16 protein-coding genes and 1 tRNA gene are annotated in these 15,033 nt (G+C 52.7%); 11 read left to right on the forward strand and 6 right to left on the reverse strand.

Annotation, left to right across the window (positions count from 1 at the left end):
* Positions 1-119: 119 nt before the first annotated feature.
* Complete coding sequence (plsY, locus tag QJT81_14305) at positions 120-737, forward strand: glycerol-3-phosphate 1-O-acyltransferase PlsY (GenBank protein ID WGZ96494.1); 618 nt, start codon at positions 120-122, stop codon at positions 735-737.
* Positions 738-740: 3 nt separating this feature from the next.
* On the opposite strand, the gene QJT81_14310 is transcribed toward plsY, so the two are convergent.
* Complete coding sequence (locus QJT81_14310; GenBank protein ID WGZ96495.1) at positions 741-1,652, reverse strand: LysR family transcriptional regulator; 912 nt, start codon at positions 1,650-1,652, stop codon at positions 741-743.
* Positions 1,653-1,924: 272 nt separating this feature from the next.
* On the opposite strand from QJT81_14310, the gene ppsA reads away from it, so the two are divergent.
* The 3 genes from ppsA to folD are packed head-to-tail and all read left to right on the forward strand — an operon-like array spanning position 1,925 to position 6,044.
* Positions 1,925-4,306, forward strand: coding sequence for a phosphoenolpyruvate synthase (ppsA, locus tag QJT81_14315; protein ID WGZ92992.1), 2,382 nt, complete (start codon positions 1,925-1,927; stop codon positions 4,304-4,306).
* Positions 4,296-5,141, forward strand: a complete 846-nt coding sequence (locus tag QJT81_14320; GenBank protein ID WGZ92993.1) for a pyruvate, water dikinase regulatory protein — start codon at positions 4,296-4,298, stop codon at positions 5,139-5,141. Before ppsA ends, QJT81_14320 begins: the two co-directional genes overlap by 11 nt.
* A 45-nt stretch (positions 5,142-5,186) precedes the next feature.
* Positions 5,187-6,044 carry a bifunctional methylenetetrahydrofolate dehydrogenase/methenyltetrahydrofolate cyclohydrolase FolD gene (gene folD, locus QJT81_14325; GenBank protein ID WGZ92994.1) on the forward strand — a complete coding sequence of 286 codons (858 nt, stop codon included), beginning with the start codon at positions 5,187-5,189 and terminating at the stop codon, positions 6,042-6,044.
* 58 nt (positions 6,045-6,102) lie between these two features.
* On the opposite strand, the gene QJT81_14330 is transcribed toward folD, so the two are convergent.
* Positions 6,103-6,933, reverse strand: coding sequence for a hypothetical protein (locus tag QJT81_14330; protein ID WGZ92995.1), 831 nt, complete (start codon positions 6,931-6,933; stop codon positions 6,103-6,105).
* Positions 6,934-7,140: 207 nt separating this feature from the next.
* Positions 7,141-8,175, reverse strand: coding sequence for a tRNA preQ1(34) S-adenosylmethionine ribosyltransferase-isomerase QueA (gene queA, locus QJT81_14335; protein ID WGZ92996.1), 1,035 nt, complete (start codon positions 8,173-8,175; stop codon positions 7,141-7,143).
* Between the two features lie 80 nt (positions 8,176-8,255).
* Here queA and QJT81_14340 point away from each other — a divergent pair.
* A tRNA-Leu gene (locus tag QJT81_14340) sits at positions 8,256-8,342 on the forward strand.
* Positions 8,343-8,438: 96 nt separating this feature from the next.
* A complete protein-coding gene (locus QJT81_14345) occupies positions 8,439-9,413 on the forward strand; it encodes a KpsF/GutQ family sugar-phosphate isomerase (GenBank protein WGZ92997.1) in 975 nt (324 codons plus the stop codon).
* Positions 9,414-9,441: 28 nt separating this feature from the next.
* Here QJT81_14345 and QJT81_14350 read toward each other — a convergent pair whose 3' ends face one another.
* Positions 9,442-10,383 (reverse strand): ISAzo13 family transposase, encoded by a 942-nt coding sequence (locus tag QJT81_14350; protein ID WGZ92998.1) that lies wholly within the window; start codon positions 10,381-10,383, stop codon positions 9,442-9,444.
* 17 nt (positions 10,384-10,400) lie between these two features.
* Entirely contained in the window at positions 10,401-10,673 is a 273-nt protein-coding gene (locus tag QJT81_14355) for a hypothetical protein (protein ID WGZ92999.1), read from the reverse strand.
* A 157-nt stretch (positions 10,674-10,830) separates the two neighbouring features.
* Between QJT81_14355 and QJT81_14360 the strand changes: the two genes are divergently transcribed.
* From QJT81_14360 to QJT81_14380, 5 genes are all read left to right on the forward strand, one after another.
* Complete coding sequence (locus QJT81_14360; protein WGZ93000.1) at positions 10,831-11,097, forward strand: c-type cytochrome; 267 nt, start codon at positions 10,831-10,833, stop codon at positions 11,095-11,097.
* Complete coding sequence (locus QJT81_14365) at positions 11,069-11,266, forward strand: cytochrome c (GenBank protein ID WGZ93001.1); 198 nt, start codon at positions 11,069-11,071, stop codon at positions 11,264-11,266. Before QJT81_14360 ends, QJT81_14365 begins: the two co-directional genes overlap by 29 nt.
* A 12-nt stretch (positions 11,267-11,278) precedes the next feature.
* Positions 11,279-12,373: a cbb3-type cytochrome c oxidase subunit I gene (locus tag QJT81_14370; protein WGZ93002.1), complete on the forward strand. Its 1,095-nt coding sequence runs from the start codon at positions 11,279-11,281 to the stop codon at positions 12,371-12,373.
* A gap of 163 nt (positions 12,374-12,536) precedes the next feature.
* Positions 12,537-13,061: a hypothetical protein gene (locus tag QJT81_14375; GenBank protein WGZ93003.1), complete on the forward strand. Its 525-nt coding sequence runs from the start codon at positions 12,537-12,539 to the stop codon at positions 13,059-13,061.
* A gap of 87 nt (positions 13,062-13,148) precedes the next feature.
* Positions 13,149-13,583, forward strand: a complete 435-nt coding sequence (locus QJT81_14380) for a hemerythrin family protein (protein ID WGZ93004.1) — start codon at positions 13,149-13,151, stop codon at positions 13,581-13,583.
* A gap of 232 nt (positions 13,584-13,815) precedes the next feature.
* Here the strand turns inward: QJT81_14380 and QJT81_14385 are convergent, their stop codons facing one another.
* Positions 13,816-15,024: an RNA-guided endonuclease TnpB family protein gene (locus tag QJT81_14385; protein WGZ93005.1), complete on the reverse strand. Its 1,209-nt coding sequence runs from the start codon at positions 15,022-15,024 to the stop codon at positions 13,816-13,818.
* Positions 15,025-15,033: the final 9 nt, after the last annotated feature.

Raw genomic sequence — 15,033 nt, forward strand, 5'->3', positions numbered from 1 at the left:
ATAAGCATAGATAGGCAACGAGACAATCAGGAGGAAACACGGCGGATGCTGACTGTATGCCCCCCTGCTTATCTGATAGCATTGCGACTTTACATAACAACGTTACACGGGTCTTCACCATGGTCTATCTGCTGATTGCACTGGCTTACCTGCTCGGTTCCATTTCTGCCGCCATCATCACTTGCAAGCTGATGGGGCTACCCGACCCGCGCACGGTGGGTTCCAATAACCCCGGCGCAACCAATGTGTTACGCCACGGCGGTAAAAAAGCCGCTGCGATTACCTTGCTCGGCGATGGTTTAAAAGGCTTGATTCCGGTCTTAATCGGCAAAGCCTTGGGCGTGGAGGAGACGGGGTTAATCTTGATCGGTATCGCCGCGTTTCTGGGGCATTTATACCCGGTATTCTATGGTTTCAAAGGCGGCAAAGGGGTTGCCACCGCTATCGGCGTATTCCTTGGTGTGAATCTGTGGGGCGGCATCGCCTTCGTCGCCACTTGGCTAGTCATGGCGAAAGGTTTCAAAATTTCATCACTCGCCGCGCTGATTGCCACCGCACTATCGCCGGTTTACTTTTGGGTATTGAGTGATGGCAATGGCTGGCTAACCTTGGGTGTGTTGTTCATGGCTATCATGATTTTCTGGCGGCACGAATCCAATATCCGCAACCTGCTATCGGGCAAAGAAGACAAGATTCAGTCCAAAGAAGGCGCAGAATCGGTGACAGACGAGGAGTAAATATTACATCTCTTCCATAAAGAATTTTTCGTCAAACATCTCAATAAAACGCTTTGCCTGCGGGGTGAAAAACTTGCCCCGCCGTACAATCAAGCCATAGCTGCGTGCAGGAAAGTAATCACTGAGCGGAATTGCCACGATTTTCTCATGCCCAGTCAAACAGACTTCGGTAACAATCGAAACACCCAAGCCCATTTCCACATACTTTTTGACAATTTCCCACCCACCGGCTTCCATTGCCACCGAATAGGGCACTTCATTTTGGCGGAATACGGTATCCACCATGCGCCAGGTACTCATATTACGCGGCGGTAAAATTAAGCCATACGGCCCAATATCTTCCAACGTAATCTTGCGTTTTAATCCGGCTAACGGGTGATCTTCAGGCGTGATCAGAATAGATCCAAATGAGGCAAACGGTTTATACACGATCGTATCAGGAATCTGTAATAACGGCCCAACCGCCAAATCCACTTGGTCTTCAAGCAGCTTTTTCATGCCGCTCTGACCTTCAACATTATGCAAATTGATGCGAATACCGGGATAAGCGGCACAAAAATGTTCTAAGTATCTAGGCAATACATACAACGCGGTAGACTGCCCTACCGCAATATTTAGCTCCCCCTGTTCCATTTTACCGAGGCTCGCCGCAAAGGTTTCCTTGAGAGAATCAATCCCCGCAGCAATCGGCTGCACCAATTGGTAGAGAATGCGGCCTTCTGGGGTTAAACGTACACTAGGCCCACGACGCTCCAGCAACTTTTCGCCCATTTCACGCTCAAGTGCCTGAATTTGTAAGGAAACTGTCGGCTGGCTGATATGCAACTGATCGGCTGCATGGGTGATGTTTTCCTTTTGCGCCACCACGCAAAAAGTTCGCAATAATTTGTAGCGCGTCTGCTTGTAGTAGTGCATTGCCAAGGTTATTTACCCTCCTCAATTATCTCATTATTGTGCAATACAATGGTAATAATTGAAACAATTGATTTTTTACAATGCATTATTTTCGGTATCTTACGCGGCAGCTAAGCACCCATTACGAGTGCTTATCTATGCTAACAGTGGTGCTTGCGGCGTTCGCTGAAGAACGCCGCTCTTTTTATCCCCCACCCCTTATGAAACAATAACCTAAACTACACCCAAATAAAGATCCAGAAATTCCAAACTCGACTGACGGAGATCGCGCAATGGCAGATTACATTCTTTGGTTCGACCAATTGGGGATGCACGATGTTAACATCGTCGGCGGCAAAAACGCCTCCCTTGGGGAAATGATCAGCAACTTGGCAAACGTGGGCGTTAGCGTCCCCAACGGTTTTGCCACCACCACACACGCTTACCAAGATTTTATCCGCGCTGACGGTCTGGCTGACCGCATCAACGCGCTCCTGAACTCCCTTGACGTAGACGACATCCACGCTCTCACCGATGCCGGTAAAACCATCCGTGGCTGGGTGATGGATACGCCATTGCCCGAAAAATTGCTGGAAACCGTGCGCGAAGCCTATGACACACTGGCGGCTGGTTCAGGCGACACCGCTTCTTTCGCAGTGCGTTCTTCCGCCACGGCTGAAGACTTACCGGATGCGTCTTTCGCCGGTCAGCAAGAGACCTTTCTCAACGTGCGTGGGCTAGATAATGTTATCGCCGCCATCAAGGAAGTGTTTGCTTCGTTGTACAATGACCGGGCGATTGCCTACCGCGTCCACCAGCATTTTGAACATGACAAAGTGTTCCTGTCCGCTGGTGTGCAAAAAATGGTACGCAGCGACATCGGTGCAAGCGGCGTATTGTTCACCCTCGATACCGAATCCGGTTTCCGCGATGCGGTATTTGTCACAGGCGCGTATGGCTTGGGCGAAACTGTGGTGCAAGGCGCGGTCAACCCCGACGAATTCTACGTCTACAAACCCAATATCGAAGCGGGTCGCCCTGCAATCCTGTCACGCCGTTTAGGTACAAAAGCGATTGAAATGGTCTACGCTGCCACCGTAGGTGACGCACACAACAAAGCAACCCTGACCCGCGAAGTGGACGCTGCTCGCCGTGAACGTTTCTGCCTGAGCGAAGCGCAAGTCGAATCCCTCGCCCGCCAAGCCATGATCATCGAAAAGCACTACCAGCGTCCGATGGACATTGAATGGGCACTCGATGGCGGCGATGGCAAGCTTTACATTGTGCAAGCCCGCCCTGAAACCGTCGAAAGCCGCGCTTCTGCCACCATTATCGAACGCTACCAGCTCAAAGAAAAAGGCACGGTGGTTGCCGAAGGTCGCGCCATCGGTCAAAAAATCGGTCAAGGCCCTGCTCGCATCATTATGAGCATCAGCCAGATGAACGAGGTAAAAGAAGGCGACGTACTCGTTACCGACATGACCGATCCCGACTGGGAACCGATCATGAAACGCGCTTCCGCCATCGTCACCAATCGCGGCGGACGTACCTGCCACGCGGCAATCATTGCGCGTGAAATGGGCATTCCCGCCGTCGTCGGCTGTGGCGATGCGACCCAACGCATCAATGCTGGCGACGAAATCACCGTGTCTTGCGCAGAAGGCGACACCGGTTTCATCTACAGCGGCTTGCTGCCGTTTGAAGTACGCACTGCTGACACCGGCAACCTGCCCGACCTTTCCGTGAAAATCATGATGAACGTGGGTAATCCATCCCGCGCCTTCGCCTTCTCACGCCTGCCGAATGCCGGTGTGGGCTTGGCACGCTTGGAATTCATCATCAACAACACCATCGGCATCCACCCGAAAGCCTTGCTAGAATTCGATAACCTGCCTGCGGATCTGAAAGCCAAAATCGGCGCGAAGATTGCCGGATACGCCAGCCCGGTCGATTTCTACGTGGAAAAACTGGTCGAAGGCATCGCCACCCTCGCGGCTGCTTACGCGCCTAACAAGGTCATCGTGCGCATGTCCGACTTTAAGTCGAACGAATACGCCAATCTGATGGCAGGCGACCGTTACGAACCGCACGAAGAAAACCCGATGATCGGCTACCGTGGCGTTTCGCGCTATTTGTCTGCCAATTTCCGCGATTGCTTTGAGTTAGAATGCCGTGCGTTGCGCAAAGTCCGCAATGACATGGGCTTAACCAACGTCGAAATCATGATTCCGTTCTGCCGTACCTTGGAAGAAGCGCAACAAGTCACCGAATTGCTGGCAACCCAAGGCATCCAACGTGGCGAAAACGGTTTGCGCCTGATCATGATGTGCGAAATTCCTTCCAACGCGGTGCTGGCGGAAGAATTCCTCGAATACTTCGACGGTTTCTCCATCGGCTCTAACGACATGACGCAGTTGACGCTGGGTCTGGATCGCGATTCCGGCTTGATTGCGCACCTGTTTGATGAGCGTAATCCTGCGGTGAAAAAGCTGCTGAAAATGGCGATTGACGCTTGCCACAAGCAAGGTAAATACATCGGCATTTGCGGGCAAGGGCCTTCCGATTACCCTGATTTCGCGGTGTGGTTGCATGAGCAAGGCATTAGCAGCTTGTCATTGAACCCGGATACCGTGGTGGATACTTGGCTGCACTTGGCTAGTTTAGATGGAAAATAACCCCACCAGACAGCGGCGGACAGTGTTTTATCTGTCTGACCGCACGGGGATTACCGTCGAAACGCTGGGTCACAGTTTGCTGACCCAGTTCGACGGCATCCAATGGCGTAAAGTTAGCATCCCGTTTCTCGATTCCGAGGCAAAAGCACGGGAAACCGCTGAACAAATCAACCTGATGGCGCAATTGGATGGTTGTCGCCCGCTGGTGTTTAGCACCCTGATCAACCCTGATATGCGTCAGCATATCGAAACCGCCGATTGCGCGATTTACGACTTTTTTGACAACTTTATCGGCTCGATGGAAAAAGAACTGGGGCAATCCTCTTCCCATGCGATCGGGCGTTCGCACGGCTTGCACAACAATGCGTCGTATTCCAAACGCATTTCCGCGATTAATTTTGCGCAAGCCAATGACGATGGCATCAGTGCCAAAAGCTTTGCCGAAGCTGACATTATTCTGATCGGGGTATCGCGCTCCGGCAAAACCCCGACGTGCTTATATCTGGCGATGCAATACGGCATTTACGCGGCGAACTACCCGCTCACCGAAGAAGATATGGATGTGTCGGGCTTGCCTAAAATCCTGCATCCTTTCCGCAATAAGCTGTTTGGCCTGACGATTACCGCGCAGCAATTGCAACGTATTCGCCAAGAGCGCAAACCCAACAGCCGTTACGCATCCTTGAGCCAATGCCAGCAGGAACTGCAATGGCAGGAAAGTTTGTATCGGCGGGAGAAAATCCCCTTCATTGAGACAACGGCAACTTCGATTGAGGAAATTGCCACGACTATCCTGAATCGCAGTGGCTTGAAACGGCAGTTGTACGGGGAGTGAGTCCAATGCGACAATACGCGCTTTTCCCAGCCTCGCAGGAATGCCATGACAGCCCAGATCATTGATGGAAAGAAAATCGCCGCCGAAGTCCGCACCGAAGTCAAACAAGGTGTGGATGCCCGCCTGCAACACGGCAAACGTCGTCCCGGTTTGGCGGTCATTCTGATTGGTTCTGACCCTGCGTCGCAAGTGTACGTCAGCCACAAACGCAAAGCCTGCGATGAAGTGGGCATTATGTCACGTTCTTACGACCTGCCCCCACAAACTACCCAGCACGAATTGGTCGAGTTAATTAACGAGCTGAACCACGACCCGTTGATTGACGGTATTCTGGTACAACTGCCATTACCTGCGCATTTGGATGCCTCGCTGATCATTGAGCAAATCAACCCCAGTAAAGACGTGGATGGTTTCCACCCTACCAACGTCGGCAGATTAACCTTACGCATTCCCAGCCTGCGCCCTTGCACCCCGTATGGCGTAATGCGTTTGCTGGATAGCACGGGCGAAGTCTACAAAGGACGTCATGCCGTGATCGTCGGCGCATCCAACATCGTTGGTCGCCCAATGGCGCTGGAATTATTGTTGGCGGGTGCTACCGTCACCGTTACTCACCGTTTCAGTGGTGGTATGACGCCTGAACTGGTGCGCCAAGCCGACATCGTGGTGGCAGCCGCAGGCAAACCGGGGCTGGTTAAAGGTGATTGGATCAAACCGGGCGCAACCGTGATTGATGTGGGCATTAACCGGCTGGAAAATGGCAAACTAGCAGGCGATGTGGAATTTGCAGCAGCGGCTGAACGTGCAGCGTGGATTACGCCTGTGCCGGGTGGCGTGGGGCCAATGACGGTTGCCATGCTGATGAAAAACACGCTGGAAGCTTGCGAAAAGCATTCGTTTTAAGATCCCCCCATCCCCACCCCTTCCCCCGCAAGGGGTGAAGGGAGTAAGAAGCACAACGTTATTTTTTGTCGGCTTGTTCTAGGAGCTTTTTGACGGTTTCGGCATCCAATGCACCGGATTCTTGCAAGCGACGAATCACAGGGGCTGGCAAGCAAACCACTTCAGACTCTTTGAAATCCACACCACCGGATACACCGCCGCATTTCTGGCGTTTTGCATCACCAGCTTTAGTACGTGCTTCGTCGTAGGTCATTTTAGCTGCATCAATCCAACCGTTTTGGCCTGCCCAACGTACCCGCTCCAGCGCAAATGCACCGGCTTCTGCCCGTTGCCCCAGCTTCACGATATTGGTAGCGTTATGGGGAAGCTCCACCGCAATGGCATTATCACCGTGATCCACATACATCATCAGGCTTTCACCCGCTGACAAATCCTGCACCGCATAAACCGGAATGGATTTGAACAAACCACCCTTTGCCGCTTCTGGGTAACCACAACATTCTTTATCTTGTACAGCGGGATCAACCAAGCACTGGCGACGGGCATTCGCAGCTTCGGTCGCTTTAGGGTCTTCCTCTAGCGCATCGGATAATACCCAGCCGGTTTGATCATCCCAGCTCACCTTTTCCCACACCTTATCGCCGATGGTCATTTGCGCATTACGCCGCGCAATCCAAGTCGCATTGTGAGGCAAATTCACGACAACCTCTTTGCCCGGTTCTTTGTACATTTTCAACACATTACCCGCATCCAAACCTTGCACACGGTAAACCAACGAAGTATCCGCTGGCATGGGCAGTGCTGCCATACCCACTAGCGGCACGGCTAAAAGTATGAAGCCTCCCAGCAATGGCACGGACGTTTTTTTAAAGACACTCTTTTTGTTCATAATCACTCTCCGACACATCCCGACTGACAACGGGGCGTCATCTCACAAGTTAAATAGCCCAGCAGAGGTTGGGGATAAAACAAACTGCCAGCCTGATCTAAAATCAATCAAAAATAGATTTGATTAATCCTTGATAAACATAGATTTAGCTTAGGTGATTATGATCTTACAGTTACCGACAAGTCACAACCTTGATGGACGAAATAGCTATTTATTCTGTCTATAGGTTATAAACATGGCGTCGCCGTAACTAAAGAAGCGATATTCCCGATGAACGGCATATTGGTAGGCTTGCTTGATGTTTTCATACCCAGCAAACGCTGAAACCAACATCAACAACGTAGATTCGGGCAGGTGGAAATTGGTAATCATGACATCCACTACACGGAATTCATAACCCGGTGTAATGAACAAACGTGTATCACCCTGAAACGGTTTTAATGTGCCATCACGGGCAGCACTTTCAAGGCTGCGCACCGACGTTGTGCCGACTGCCACCACACGCCCACCACGTTCACGGCAAGCCGCTACCGCGTCACACACGTCATGGGAAACATCGGCGTATTCAGCATGCATGACGTGCTGTGATAAATCCTGCACCCGCACCGGCTGGAACGTACCCGCCCCCACGTGCAACGTAACCGCAGCAGTTTGCACCCCTTTTTGCCGCAATGCCTCCAATAACGGCTGATCAAAATGCAAACCAGCGGTCGGTGCTGCCACCGCTCCCGGTTGTTGCGCAAATACCGTTTGATAACGTTCCCGGTCGTCTGGCGTATCCGCACGCTCGATGTAAGGCGGCAAAGGAATATGCCCGTACTGCTCCAGCAAACTCAACGCCGAATCCGTGTGCAAGAACTGCACCTCAAACAAATCGTCTTGCCGCCCGGTTACTTGCGCATCAATCACCTGTTCCAAACGCAAGCGCGTACCGGGTTTGGGCGCTTTGCTGGCACGAATGTGAGCCAATGCGGTATGTTCGCCGGTAATGCGTTCCACCAGCACTTCAACCTTGCCGCCCGTGGCTTTTTCGCCATGCAAGCGGGCAGGAATCACGCGCGTATTGTTGAATACCAGCAAGTCTTCAGGCTGGATCAAATCGAGCACATCGGTAAACTGACCGTCACGGCATTCACCGCTGTCACCGTTCAAAATCAGTAGCCGACTGGCTGTCCGTTCCGTTAAAGGTTCGGAAGCAATCAGCGCTGGAGGAAGGTCATAATGGAAGTCACTTAATTTCATGGCTGCGGAGTCTAACATTTTGTAAAAAATGTTTCGACAAATCGAAAAGCTTATGTATAATCACCGCCTTCACACTCTTAGCCGGGATGGCGGAATCGGTAGACGCAGCGGATTCAAAATCCGCCGATGGTGACATTGTGCGAGTTCGAGTCTCGCTCCCGGCACCACTTGTTGTGAACCAATCACCAAGTGAAAATATCTAACCCGCCAGTAGCGGGTTTTTTTGTGCCCGTCTCCCGCACATTCCACAAGGGGCTAACAATATGTCACACCACGCTAAAGACCTGCTTACCCTTGCCAAAGCGGTCATCGATACTGAAATCGCCGCCCTCGCCGCCCTGCCCTCGCGTTTAGACGCTGACTTCCTCCACGCTTGCGAAGCCATTCTCGCTTGCAAAGGGCGCGTTATTGTTACGGGTATGGGCAAATCCGGGCATATCGGTAACAAAATTGCCGCCACCCTCGCCAGCACCGGCACACCCGCATTTTTCCTGCATCCCGGCGAAGCCAGCCATGGCGACCTCGGCATGATCGTCAGCGGCGATGTCATCATTGCGCTTTCTAATTCCGGTACCAGCGCCGAAATTCTTGCAATTCTGCCGGTCATCCGTCGTCTTGACGTGCGCATTATCGCCATGACCGGCAACCCGCAGTCGCCAATGGCAGAGGCCGCCGATTTCCACATCCATATCGGGGTCGACAAAGAAGCTTGTCCTTTGGGTCTTGCGCCCACCTCCAGCACCACCGCCACCTTGGTCATGGGCGATGCGCTCGCGGTAGCCTTACTGGAAGCACGTGGATTTACTGCCAATGATTTCGCCCGTTCCCACCCCGGCGGACGTTTAGGCAAGCGCTTGCTGGTGCATGTGCGTGACATTATGCATACTGGCGCGGACATTCCCCAAGTCCGCCCCGATGCGAGCTTGCAACAAGCAATTCTGGAAATGACGCGCAAAAAACTCGGCATGACCGCCATCACCACTGAGACGGGAAAATTACAGGGTATTTTTACTGACGGCGATTTACGCCGCTCTTTCGAGAAAGGGCAAAGCTTACACGAACAACCCATCTCCGCTTTGATGACCATCTCATTTCGCAGTATCGACGCACACAGTCTTGCTGTTGAGGCTCTCAATCTGATGCAGGAATACGCCATCACGGTACTACCCGTTATTCAGGATGGCAGTGTTATCGGTATTATTCATATGCATGATCTATTACGCGCTGGTATTGCCTAAGGAACTGTCCCGAAATAACTTCCCGAAATCAGGGGGACTGAGGGGTAGCGGTGTAGTTCCATTTTGGCAGGAAATCATCGAACTGGATGGTCATGTTATCCTTAAACGCTTGGGTATACTTGCGCCCGGTTTCAAAAACTTTACTGATGATGCGGACAGCGACCTTCAAGCCAGTGGTGGTTTCCGTTTTTGCCATGTAGTGTTTGGCGGTTTCGACCGTTTCCAACGGCACACCCCGGCAGGCACGGGTCACATGGGGGAACAGTCGGTGTTCAATCGGGTTGTATTTGGAGCAATAGGGCGGGTAGTGGGCGATGCGTATTGTCAGGTTCAGGCTGTCCGCCAATGCCTGCAAGTCTTGCTTGAACAGGTACGCAGAGGAACTGTTGCTGCCACCACCGTCACATAAGACCAACAGCTCGTCAGCTTCGGGGTAGTTGGGTTTCCCTTGCTCACGCCACCATAAGCCAAGGCTTTCGCAGGCAAACTCGGTGGTGTCGTGGCTGGTGTTCAGGTGCAGTGCCGCTTCGTTGCGGGCAAGGTCGTAGATGCCGTGGGGGATCACCTGACCATTGCCATAGCTGGGGAAGTCATGGTCATTGACCTCCGTGGGTTCGACGGCATCCGTTACCCCTTCACGGTAAAAGTTGCCCAGCAGTTCCTTCTTTTTGGTGTCAATGCTGATCACGGGTTTGCCTGCTTGCAGGTAGGTTTGTTTGAGTTGGGCAATCTTTTCAAACTGGGCATTACGGTCAGCGTGTTGCCCCATGGTGCGTTTCTTCTGGGGCTTGCGGCGGCGGTAGCCGTGCTCCCGTAATAGGCGCGACACCACGTTTTTCCCAGCCGATGTCCCCAATGCCTGCATCCGCCGGGCAATCTGCCGACGTGACAGGTTCGTCCATTTCACCGCCTCCCGCATGGGGTCGCCTGCCGTATGATCCTTTAAAACTTGGCGAAAATGCTCATCCAATTGCAGGTGCGTAGCGTTCAGCCGTTTGCGCCCGCCCCTTTTTTTCGCTGCCTTACGGTGGGCAAGCCATCTTCCGATTCCAACTCCGTCAACCCGTGGCGGATGGTTTTGGGGTCACAGTCCAATAACCGGGAAATGTAGTCCTGCCCCCCGTGCCCAAGCCGGACGGCTTCCACGGCGGCGTAGCGGCGGCGGTCACGCTCATTGAGCGATTGGTAGAACCGCTGCATTTGTTTTTCTATGGCTGATGGGTAAACATCCATTGGCTCATCCTCGGTGTTGATTGGCATTACAAGGGGCTATCTTCCCCCTTTCGCTGTTAGCAGAAAAGAGGGAAGTTATTTCGGGACAGTTCCTAAGGAAAAAGGTTTGACCTGAGTCAAGGCCGCTCACCTATCCATTCCTCTACCCTCCTAGCAGTAACACTATTACGGAGGGATTCACACCATGCAGGAAGTTTTCACCAAAAGCATGGCGAGAAATATTTACTATGGCGGCTCAGCGTTTTTCCTGCTGCTCTTTCTTGCCCTGACATTCGACACGCATCAGGCTTGGCCTGCGCGTGACAACCATCAAAACCTCACCGAACAGGTTGCCGCAGGCAAACGCTTGTGGGAACGCAATAACTGCATCGGCTGCCACACCTTGCTGGGCGAAGGCGCGTATTTCGCCCCCGAACTCGGCAATGTCTACAAGCGTTTCGGCGAAAACTAAGGACGCGATCAAAGCCTTCATCAAGAGCCGACCCGTGGATGGCATCCCCGGTCGCCGCAGTATGCCGCAATTCAATTTTACCGATGCGGAACTGGACGAGATTGTTGAATTCCTGAAATACACCAGTGAAATCAATACCGAAAACTGGCCACCTAACATTCAGGGTTAAGGAGGACATATCATGCAATATCAATCTCAGTCAGTTGCAAAACTGTATTTTATGGCTGCCATCGCACTGTTTGTCGCGCAAGTCCTGTTTGGCTTGATTATGGGCTTACAGTACGTGATGGGTGATTTTCTGTTCCCGGAAATTCCGTTTAACGTAGCGCGGATGGTGCACACCAACTCGCTGATCGTGTGGCTGTTGATGGGTTTCATGGGCGCGGCTTACTACCTCGTGCCGGAAGAATCGCAACGTGAACTCTATTCCCCGAAACTCGCGGTGCTGATGTTTTGGGTGTTTCTGGTAGCTGCGGCGTTAACCGTGGTCGGCTACTTGTCTGTGCCTTACGCAACCTTGGCGCAAATTACCGGCAATGATTTGCTGCCGACGATGGGGCGCGAGTTCCTCGAACAGCCGACCATTACCAAAATCGGCATTGTCGTGGTCGCGCTGGCGTTCCTCTTCAATATCGGCATGACGGTGCTGACCGGGCGTAAAACCGTGGTCACGATCGTGTTGCTGACCGGCTTGCTCGGCTTGGCGGTGTTCTTCCTGTTCTCGTTCTATAACCCTGACAATCTGGTGAAGGACAAATACTACTGGTGGTTTGTGGTGCATCTGTGGGTTGAGGGCGTGTGGGAACTGATTTTGGCCTCTATCCTCGCGTTCGTGCTGATCAAGATTACCGGCGTTGACCGCGAAGTGATTGAAAAATGGTTGTATGTGATCATTGCGATGGCGTTGGTTGTGGGCAATGGGGACGGCGGTATTGGCATTCCTAGGTGCAGGCGTTTGGGGTTTCATGCACACACTTGCACCCGTCAACTATTACACCCACGGCTCGCAAATCACCGCCGCACATGGGCATCTGGCATTCTTCGGCGCGTATGTGTTGGTGGTACTGACGATTATTTCGTTCGCATGGCCGCTCATGCACGGGCAGCAAGCCAAAAGCAATGGCAAGCAAGTGATGGAAATGTGGTCGTTCTGGCTCATGTCGGTGTCAATGGTATTCATCACCCTGTTCCTGACGGGCGCAGGCATTTTGCAAACTTACCTTCAACGTTACACCGATGCGCCGCAAGCGTTTATGGTGGTGCAAGAGAAGGTTAACCTGTTCTACTGGATGCGCGAAGTGTCTGGCGTGGTGTTTCTGGTCGGGGTAATCCTGTTTTTCTGTTGATGGTACAAGCCCATTTGCCTATGCCGCGCTTACCAGAAAGCATGACTAAAGCAATGGTTGATGTGCTGAACACTTTGCCGCTAGGTGCCGCGCATGGTCGATAATCCGGTTATCTTGCTGGCGGATGCGGGGCCGTTGATCACGTTGGCGTATGCCGATGCGCTAGATGTGTTGCTGTTACCCGGCTGGACGGTGCAAATGGTCGATAGGGTGTTGCACGAAGTGACCCGCAATCAAACGCCTACCAGCCAGAAAATTACCGCTTGGGTAGCGAAACACCAATTGCAGATTCGCGAAACCACGCTCCTGCGGCGTTACACACAAGCTTTAGCAAGCGGTGAAACACCCCGCAAAGCCAATTTGGGTGAACTGGCGGTGCAAGAAGTGATGACTGACTTTGCGCTGTTGACTGAACCGCCTACGGGTGTTTTTCTGTTTGAAGATCACAAGGTTGCGCGTGCCAGTTTTTTGCTGCCCGAACATTGCCACAAAATCAGTACCCGCGCTTTCCTGCAATTTCTGGAGCAACAAGGTTTGCTGGCTTCAGCCGCTGACATTGAGCGTAACGCTGTGCAAGCGGGGCGGGCGTTTTCGCAACTACGTTTTCCGCCCGCCTAATCTCCGCAATCTACTTGACCTGAATCAATGTCCCCTACGCCCCTATGCCCTACCCTTGCGCCATGCTTGACTTCAATGGGTATAACAATGGCTTACACTGAACCTTACGCTGCGAATTGGGAGGCGTTGCCGAATGTGGCAATGCCGTTTATGAACACCGTGCATGACGATGAATTGGCGCTGGTTTCACGCTTGCTGGCAGATCTTGAAAACGCCGCCGAACCTGCCAGCATTGACGCGCAAATTGCCGCCTGGGTGGAACACACTAGGGCGCATTTTTCCCGCGAAGAACGTTTGATGCACGAATACGATTTCTTCGCCACGCCCTGCCATCAGGGTGAACACGAGACGGCCTTGCTGCAATTGCTGGGTGTACAACAGCAATGGTTACGCGAGCGCGATATCGCGATGTTGCAGGATTACATCCAGTATTGGCGCGAATGGCTGCAACAACACATCGGCACGATGGATTTTGTGACGGCGCAATTCCTCAGCCAGTTGAATGTGCAGGTCGAGCTGTAAGCAAGGCGGCGGATTGGCGCATACCGTGAAGCGGGACATCTGCGTATAATGGCGCGTTTGCTACCCAGCCTTCACACCATAAAGATACCCGAATGAGCCAAACCGCCAATAACCTCGCCGCCTACTGCTGGTCAATCGCTGACCTGCTGCGCGGTGATTTCAAATAGTCCCAATACGGGCGCATTATCCTGCCGTTCACCGTTATTTCAAACCTACCCAAATCTACTTATAGCTAACTAAAAGTAGTCATGGTGTTGAATTCCTGCTTCACGGGGGCTGGTTTCGTCTTCGGCTTGCGCCCAAGACCAGAGCCTTCCCCTCCACAGGCAGACACCGTGTAACTCACGGCGTATTCTTCTAAATTCTTGGCGGCATTTACGTCACGGTCATGGACTGCACCGCAAACGGGGCAAGTCCATTCACGTACCGACAGTGGCAGCTTCTCCACTTTATGCTCACAGCCAGCAGCAGAACACGTCTTGCTCGAAGCAAAAAACCGATCAGCCACCACGACCACCGCACCCCGCATTTCCGCCTTGTATTCCAGTTGCCGCCGGAACTCGAAGAATCCCATGTCACTGATGGCACGGGATAAATGACGGTTTTTCACCATGCCCGATACGTTCAAATCTTCAATGCCGATGGTGTGGAATCGGCGGGTCAAATCCGTGGTGAGTTGGTGCAAACTGTCTTGGCGAATGTTGGCAATACGTGCGTGAAGTTTTGCCAGCTTCTGCTTCGCCTTGTGGCGGTTGGCACTGCTTTTGACCTTGCGGGACAGGCTGCGCGAGAGCCGTTTTAGGCGGGAAAGCAAGGCTTTATGCGGCTTTGCCCCAACCACTTTTTCCCCCGTTGATAGGGTTGCCAGTGCAGATACGCCCAAATCCACCCCTACCGTGCCTTGGTTTTTGGCAGGCGGGAGGTGGTTTGAGGTGGTGTCCACGGTGATGCTGGCGAACCACTGGTCAGCGGTGCGGGAAATCGTGGCAGAGAGGATTTTGCCGGAAAAGCGTAACGTTTCCCGCATCCGCACTAACCCAAGGTTGGGAATGCGGATGCGGCAACCGTCAAGGCTGAACTGGTCGTTGGTGAGGGTGAAACTGTCGCGGCTTTTGCCTTTCTTTTTGAATTGCGGGTACTGGGTGCGTCCCGCAAAGAAGTTTTTGAAGGCTGCACCGAGTTGGATAATCGCCATTTGCGGGGCGTTTTTGGTGACTTCCAGCATCCAGGGGAATTGTTCGCGTTTGATGGCGTTCAATTGGCGGCGCAAGCCCATTTGGTTGGGTTTTGGCTGGGTGTTGTCGTCTTTCCATGCTGCGTATTGGGTTTGCCATTCTGCCAACGCCCAGTTGTAGGCGAACCGTGCTGTACCAGCGGCTTTCGCCAAGTACGTCGCTTGCTTATGGTTGGGGTCAAGGCGGATTTTGTGGCTGATGATCATGGCAAACAG

Source organism: Candidatus Thiothrix putei (assembly GCA_029972225.1).
Taxonomy (GTDB): domain Bacteria; phylum Pseudomonadota; class Gammaproteobacteria; order Thiotrichales; family Thiotrichaceae; genus Thiothrix; species Thiothrix putei.

Excerpts from the sequence above, each read along its gene's own strand:
- plsY (WGZ96494.1), top strand. The coding sequence starts at position 120 with ATGGTCTATCTGCTGATTGCACTGGCTTACCTGCTCGGTTCCATTTCT.
- QJT81_14310 (WGZ96495.1), bottom strand. The coding sequence starts at position 1,652 with ATGCACTACTACAAGCAGACGCGCTACAAATTATTGCGAACTTTTTGC.
- ppsA (WGZ92992.1), top strand. The coding sequence starts at position 1,925 with ATGGCAGATTACATTCTTTGGTTCGACCAATTGGGGATGCACGATGTT.
- QJT81_14320 (WGZ92993.1), top strand. The coding sequence starts at position 4,296 with ATGGAAAATAACCCCACCAGACAGCGGCGGACAGTGTTTTATCTGTCT.
- folD (WGZ92994.1), top strand. The coding sequence starts at position 5,187 with ATGACAGCCCAGATCATTGATGGAAAGAAAATCGCCGCCGAAGTCCGC.
- QJT81_14330 (WGZ92995.1), bottom strand. The coding sequence starts at position 6,933 with ATGAACAAAAAGAGTGTCTTTAAAAAAACGTCCGTGCCATTGCTGGGA.
- queA (WGZ92996.1), bottom strand. The coding sequence starts at position 8,175 with ATGAAATTAAGTGACTTCCATTATGACCTTCCTCCAGCGCTGATTGCT.
- QJT81_14345 (WGZ92997.1), top strand. The coding sequence starts at position 8,439 with ATGTCACACCACGCTAAAGACCTGCTTACCCTTGCCAAAGCGGTCATC.
- QJT81_14355 (WGZ92999.1), bottom strand. The coding sequence starts at position 10,673 with ATGCCAATCAACACCGAGGATGAGCCAATGGATGTTTACCCATCAGCC.
- QJT81_14360 (WGZ93000.1), top strand. The coding sequence starts at position 10,831 with ATGCAGGAAGTTTTCACCAAAAGCATGGCGAGAAATATTTACTATGGC.
- QJT81_14365 (WGZ93001.1), top strand. The coding sequence starts at position 11,069 with ATGTCTACAAGCGTTTCGGCGAAAACTAAGGACGCGATCAAAGCCTTC.
- QJT81_14370 (WGZ93002.1), top strand. The coding sequence starts at position 11,279 with ATGCAATATCAATCTCAGTCAGTTGCAAAACTGTATTTTATGGCTGCC.
- QJT81_14375 (WGZ93003.1), top strand. The coding sequence starts at position 12,537 with ATGGTCGATAATCCGGTTATCTTGCTGGCGGATGCGGGGCCGTTGATC.
- QJT81_14380 (WGZ93004.1), top strand. The coding sequence starts at position 13,149 with ATGGCTTACACTGAACCTTACGCTGCGAATTGGGAGGCGTTGCCGAAT.
- QJT81_14385 (WGZ93005.1), bottom strand. The coding sequence starts at position 15,024 with ATGATCATCAGCCACAAAATCCGCCTTGACCCCAACCATAAGCAAGCG.